The organism is Amycolatopsis dongchuanensis (assembly GCF_039542405.1).
GTDB lineage: Bacteria > Actinomycetota > Actinomycetes > Mycobacteriales > Pseudonocardiaceae > Amycolatopsis_E > Amycolatopsis_E sacchari.
Window position 1 is genome coordinate 1 of record NZ_BAABIB010000131.1, and the last position, 5,406, is coordinate 5,406.

Sequence of the window (5,406 nt, forward strand, 5' to 3'; positions counted from 1 at the left end):
TACCCCCAGCCACCACGCATCCGACTCCTCACCCAAACCGCCTAACTTAGCGGTATTGGGCGTAGGAGAGGTTGTAGGCGGCGGCCCACTCGGAGAGGGAGACGCCCTGGAGGCGGGTCTCGCCGATCAACTCCGCTTCGGCAGGCCTAAGGACACCCGCTTCGACGGCTCGGGCCAGCACCAGGTCCGGGTGCCCGAACGGCGGCTTGGGCTCGCGCGACCGGAAACCCGGCGGTAGTGGAACCGGGCCGTCCATCGCTTCGAGGAGGGCACGGTGCCCGGCTCGGTAGGCCGCCCAGCGGAGCCGCACCATGATCCGGCCCTGATCGAGGTCGACCGTGGAGAGCGCGTCGAGGAAGCCGCGCAGGACCTCGCCGCAGATGTCGTTCGGGTCGCCGGCGTAGTCGGCGGTCAACCGCATGGATACGTTCGCCAGCATGGGCAGCGCCAGTCCTACGGCGGCCACCGTCCACGTGCCCTTCCGCAACCGGGACTTGATGATCACGTGCGACCACACCTGGTCCCAGACCGCACGAGGGCAGCTCTTGTGCAGCAGCAAGTCCCGCAGCTCGTCGACGGGGATGTCGCGGTCCGGCAAGTGATCGAACAACCGCCCGTCCACGGTGACCGGATGGGGGCCGGCGGTCAGCCAGGCGAAGGCCGCTCCCGCAGCGGCCATCGGTGTGCCCGCCCACTGGTCATCGCGGATGGCGGGCGCCTTGTGATTGGGCATGGGGTGACTCCTTCACGATCGACGGCACTGCCGCCCTCGAGAAGGCCAGACACCGGCTAACCCACCGCACGCTCGTGGCACGCCCCGTGCTTACGGGTGGCGCCGCAGGACCGCCCTGAAGATCGATTCATGAGGGCTCGTGCTGGTCGGGCTGGCTGGCCGCAACGGGTCCTGAAGTGCAGATTTAGTGGCTTCTTAGCGCCGCGTTGTGCCGGGCTGGCGCGTGTGTGGCGCGCAAGCGAAAGGGATACGCCATCCTCGTACCCCAGCAAGCGAACCCGCTCGCGCGCGATGGTGCGATCCTGTCCCGTCGCCGCTCCGCTGCGTCCCGCCGACGCCACCGCGGCCGTCGTCCGCGCCGTCGTCACCAGCTACAGCAATCCCGGTGACCGCATCCTGCTGACCACCTCCGTCGCCGACAGCCGGGTAGCTGAAACCGTGTTCCGGCTCGGACGCCGAGCCACGACGCCGTCCCGACCAGGAGCGCTCGCCACCGCGGCTGCCACCGACCGGTTCGACCTCATCATCGGCGACCGTTCGACGGCCTTGGACTGGGCCAATCACCTCGCCGAAACCGGGATACTGGTCTTCCTCGCCGGCCCAGGTCATCACCCGAGCACGTCGGGAGGGCGGCCGTCCGCTACCGGGTCGGGTCTCGTCCTGGTCGATCGGCTGGTCCTGGTGCACCAGGCGGCGAGTCCCGCGCCTCCCCGAGGCCGAGGCCGCCTCCGTGTCGTCCTCGGCAGCCATCGCCGCATCCACACCGACGCCCTGATCTTCCGGCGGGCAGGGGGCAGCCGTGCCTGACACGTTCACGCGGGCCGGAAGCGTGTGGGACACGGGGGCACTCACCGTGCGGCAGCAGCTGAAAGACCGCTACCTCGGTGTCACGATCGCGGACACCTCAGCGCTCACACCCGCCGTCGCCCGCTGGATCATCGCCACCTACACCCGCGCCGGCGACACGGTTCTCGATCCCCAACCTGGGGCCGGGGTCGCACTGTGCGAAGCACTCCGAGCGCGCCGCCACGCCGTCGGCATCCGACCCGGCTACCGCTGGCAGACCACCTGCGAAGCGAACCTCACGCTCGCCCGCCGCGCTGGCGCAAACTCCAACCACACCCTGCTCGACCACCCCGGTGACGCCCAGGTCGCCGAACTCCCGGCCGCGGTCGACCTCGTCCTCACTGGCCTGCGCCACACACCCGCCGCAGACCCGTCCAGAGCCGTGAGTCGTCTGCAGGCCGCGCTCGCCCCTGTCGCGAACTGGGTATGGCCCGGCGGACACGTCGTGATCACCTGCCGCCCCTGGCGACAACGAGACGAACTCGCCGACCTCGCGGGGCGGATCGAGCAGGTCGCCCAGGCATGTGGGCTCGTCCCGGTCGACCAGTGCGTCGCGCTCACCACACCTCTGCGGACTGCCGCAACGCATCTCGATGTTCTCGTGTTCGCCGCACCAACCGCTGCTGTTCGCAGCGCGACAGAACCCGCGCCCTCGCAATTGGCGATGGCCGCATGAATGACGCCATCGTTCCGCGAATCGGCTCACTCTGCACTGGTTATGGCGGCCTCGACCTCGCCGTCCTCGCCGCACTGGACGCAGGGGAAATCGTATGGGTTGCGGAAAACGAACCCTACGTTGCAGATCTGCTCGCTGCTCGAATTTCCGCTCCAAATCTGGGGGACATCACTGCCGTCGACTGGCGCGAGGTGCCGCGCGTTGATGTCATCACCGCCGGTTTCCCATGCCAGGACATTTCCACTGCAGGTAAACGAGTGGGAATAAGGAAGGGTAACCGAAGTGGACTGTTCTACCATGTCCTGGACGCCATTCGCGTTCTACGACCGGCTCTCGTCGTGTTGGAGAACGTGGCCGCACTCCGGTGGAAGAACGGCGGGTTCGACAAGGTTCTCGGCCACCTGGCCGAAGCAGGGTATGACACGCAATGGACAAGCCTTCGCGCCGGTGACATCGGCGCGCCCCACCGCCGGGAAAGGCTTTTCGTACTTGCCCACGCCCGTAGCAGCCGACGCCTCCCGGACTGGCTACGCACCGGCTCGTCGCCGAGCCGGGAATCAGGAAGTCGACCTCTGCGACGCGGTAACTCTGTTCCGCACTCCGACCAGTTCGGATGCCGATCACACCGGCTGCGATCCTGTCCGGCGGAAGGCGCGAGGTCGCCAGGTGAACCTGCGCGACGAGGCCACACTCTTCCCGACGCCGACCGCCAGCAGAGCGGGCAGCAACGGCTCGCCGGGTGGACCACGCAGGCCATCCCTCGACACGCTGGCTCGGCGTTGGCTGCCCACCCTGACGGTGGCGGAAGCGATGCAGGAGCCGCCGAACGGGCCGAGTTCGAGCGGGACGCCCGGTCTCACCGCAACAGCGAACAACCTGCTGCCGACACCACTGGCCTGCGGCAACCGCAAGAGCCGGGACGCAATTCTGCGAACGCACTGCGGGCCGGGTCTGGAACAGGCCGTCGAGATGATCCTGGGCACGATGCCGCGGGAGCTGACGACCTGGACCGAAGCACCCCGATCATGGACTGGGGCGACTACACCACCGCCATCCGACGATGGGAACTGATCCTCGGCCGCCCAGCCCCACCGCCTACCGAACCAGGCCGTACTGGCCGGCCCCGGCTGTCCCCGCGATTCGTCGAATGGATGATGGGCCTTCCCGATGGCTTCGTCACCGACCCGGCCCTGGGACTGCCGCGCAACGCCCAGCTTCGAGCACTGGGCAACGGCGTCGTGCCTCAGCAAGCCGCCCACGCCATCACCCTGCTGATCGACGAGTGGGTCCGTCACTTGGAGTTCGCCCGTGAGGCCAGCGGTCCGACCGAGACTGCTGCGTGAAGTCCGCCGCGCTCAACCTGTTCATCGCAAGGCCGACAAGACAGTCCTATTGCTTACAGGCGCCGCGACGTCGGATCGGCTCCGAGCAGGTGTGTGTCAGAACCGGAGTTCGGGCAAGGAACCTAGATCTATGCCGTACCGCGCGTAGACCTTGATGGTGTTCTCGGCCGTCAGCTGATCTTCGTCGTAGCCGAGCAGTGCGATCGTCCGGACGACCTCTGCGGCGCTGTCGGCTTCGATCTCCAGGTAGGGCGGGATGCGGGGCCACTCGTCGATCTCGAGTCGGGCGCCGTCGAGGTGGAAGCTGGTGCGGCGGTTTTCCTGGTATGACTTGGGGTGGAAGCCGAGGAGGCCGAGGAGTTCGTTGGTGGCAGCGAAGTCGTCGACGGTGACTTCGACTTCGTGGGTGCCGTCGATGGCGTCGCTGCGGATCTCCTTGACGCACAGCGTGGTCTCGGTGCCGGTGTCCCGCAGCCGGATCCACTTGGACTGGTCGCCGGGGGTGATGTCGTAGACGTAGCGGCGCATCAGCCGGGTGGGGCTGACCTGCTGGCCGCCCTTGCTGAGGATGAGCGCGGTGGTGGCGGCCGGGTCGATGTCGAGGACTTTGGCTTCGTGCTCGATGGGCACTGATCGTTCTCCCTTGTCGTGTCGGGCTCGAGGCTAGCGGCTGCTCGTGGTCAGCTGGTCGTGCTCTTGCTGCCGTAGCTGGCGGATTTCTTCGGGCAGGCCGGAGTGGAGGAAGTCGTCCAGGGGTCGGCAGAGGTCCATGCGTTGGATGCAGACGCCGACCTGGTAGTCGCCGCGGCGGTCGCGGTAGAGGCGGACGCCGTAGAAGCCTTCTTGACAGTCGGTGTCGTTGTTGAACCGGCAGCCGGCACAGGTCGTAGGGAGGCGGACGCGGCGGATCTGCTTGAAGAACACCCGGCGCCCGTCGGGGAGGCGGTAGGCGGTGCGAGAACCCGACACGCCCGCAGTGAGGTAGCGGGCTTCCGGCACGGCACCCCGTTCGGCGAGCACTTGCTCGATGGCTTGGATCGAGGCTTCGCCGTGGTCGAGGGAGTTGAGCAGGCGCACGGACAGCCGCGGGGAGTACTCGTCCAGGAGCCGGTGAACCCGGGGGATGTGACTGGTGTCCGGCACCACCAGGTTGGCGTTGACCCCGATGCCAGCCGCGACCGCCGCGTCGATCGAGCTTTTGAGGGCGTCAAGTTTGCGGGTGGCGCGGGCGGGGTGGCGGTAGCGCTCGTGCTGGACCGCCGCGAGTTCGTCCGGGGTGGTGCCGAACACGGAGAAGTTGATCCGCTCGAGGCCGGCCTTGGCGCAGCGGTCCATCTGCTCGGCGCCACGCTCGCCGTTGGAGGTCATGCGAACCGAGTAGCCCGCGTCTCGGGCCAGGGCCACCAACCGAGGCAGGCCGGTGTGCAGGGTGGGCTCCCCGCCGGTCAGGTGGAGTTCAGTGACGTCAAGGGCTTGGCGCAGGGCGACGAGGGCGTCGTGGAAGTCGGTGTCCGGCAGCACGGGGGCGGGCAGAAAGCTGGCTCCGTTGGTAGCGGTGTAGATCGAGACCCGACCGGTGCGGCCGGAACCCGCGAAGCTGCCGGCCTCACGCCCGAGGTTGTCCGCCGTGACTGGTGTTCCCTCGTTGTGGCAGAAAGTGCAGGTCATGCCGCAGGCATCGATGATTTTGACGCGGAGCGTGCGATCGCGGTCGACGTGGACCGGTAAGGCGGCGGTGGCCGTCACGAAGTGATGCGCCCCGGGTTCCGTGCAGGTCTCGTTGTCTGTCACCGAGCCCGGGCAGGCTC

Annotated in this window: 6 protein-coding genes; 3 read left to right on the forward strand and 3 right to left on the reverse strand. The window is 67.9% G+C overall.

Annotated features, from left to right (window positions below):
- Positions 1–46 precede the first annotated feature (46 nt).
- Complete coding sequence (locus ABFX51_RS32575; RefSeq protein ID WP_346055995.1) at positions 47–733, reverse strand: hypothetical protein; 687 nt, start codon at positions 731–733, stop codon at positions 47–49.
- 291 nt (positions 734–1,024) lie between these two features.
- On the opposite strand from ABFX51_RS32575, the gene ABFX51_RS32580 reads away from it, so the two are divergent.
- From ABFX51_RS32580 to ABFX51_RS32590, 3 genes are read left to right on the forward strand one after another with little or no spacing between them, the layout of a single operon-like run.
- Positions 1,025–1,540, forward strand: a complete 516-nt coding sequence (locus ABFX51_RS32580; protein WP_346055997.1) for a hypothetical protein — start codon at positions 1,025–1,027, stop codon at positions 1,538–1,540.
- Complete coding sequence (locus ABFX51_RS32585) at positions 1,533–2,255, forward strand: TRM11 family methyltransferase (RefSeq protein WP_346055998.1); 723 nt, start codon at positions 1,533–1,535, stop codon at positions 2,253–2,255. The genes ABFX51_RS32580 and ABFX51_RS32585 overlap by 8 nt, the downstream gene beginning before the upstream one ends.
- The gene (locus ABFX51_RS32590) at positions 2,252–3,598 is read left to right on the forward strand and encodes a DNA cytosine methyltransferase (protein ID WP_346055999.1); all 1,347 of its coding nucleotides are present in this window, start codon (positions 2,252–2,254) and stop codon (positions 3,596–3,598) included. Before ABFX51_RS32585 ends, ABFX51_RS32590 begins: the two co-directional genes overlap by 4 nt.
- A gap of 96 nt (positions 3,599–3,694) precedes the next feature.
- Here the strand turns inward: ABFX51_RS32590 and ABFX51_RS32595 are convergent, their stop codons facing one another.
- Both ABFX51_RS32595 and ABFX51_RS32600 read right to left on the reverse strand, forming a co-directional pair.
- Positions 3,695–4,228 (reverse strand): class IV adenylate cyclase, encoded by a 534-nt coding sequence (locus tag ABFX51_RS32595; RefSeq protein WP_346056000.1) that lies wholly within the window; start codon positions 4,226–4,228, stop codon positions 3,695–3,697.
- Positions 4,229–4,261: 33 nt separating this feature from the next.
- Positions 4,262–5,406 (reverse strand): radical SAM protein (locus tag ABFX51_RS32600; protein WP_346056002.1); only part of this gene is annotated, 1,145 nt, incomplete at its 5' end.